We start from the raw sequence: 523 nt of genomic DNA, 5'->3' as shown, positions 1-523 counted from the left end.
CTTTTTTCATCAGAGGTAATATCATCTTTTTTGGCATTATCTTTTTTACTCGCCTTAAAGTCACTAATGTTTGCACTGGCTTTACTAGCGCTATTGCGTTTGACGTTGGTATTATTAGCACTGATACGTGGCTTATTTGAAGCAGTTGGTTTTTCTTCAATGCTACGTGTATCGGCAGTGTTATCTATATTCGCATCAGTTTTTACTACAGGTTTAGCAGCCGTTTTTTGTGAGGTGCGTAGATTGGCTTTGGTATCTGCTTGTACTTCCACTTCGCGTAGCTCAACTGCCATTTTATCAAGAACAGCGTTAATTAATTTATGGGCGTCAGTCGCACCAAAGTGATTATTGAGCTTCATGGCTTCATCGAGCACGACTTTATAAGGAATCTCTAAGCGGTTTTGTAGCTCGTAAGCTCCAATCAATAAAATAGCGTGCTCAACGGTGTCTAATTTGTTGATGTCACGATCAAGATGCTGACTGATAAGTACGTCCAATGCCTCGATTTGCTCTGGAATATCAC

Annotated in this window: 1 protein-coding gene; it reads right to left on the bottom strand. The window is 40.2% G+C overall.

Translation table 11 applies throughout. The annotated features are described in order from the left end of the window. Positions 1-523, bottom strand: a 523-nt coding sequence (locus ACS8FD_RS24435; protein WP_439277748.1) for a transcription antitermination factor NusB, incomplete at both ends; no start/stop codon positions are given.

Source organism: Psychrobacter sp. 1U2, assembly GCF_051847575.1.
Note: the sequence above shows the minus strand (reverse complement) of the source record. Positions and strands in the feature narration are given on the sequence as shown.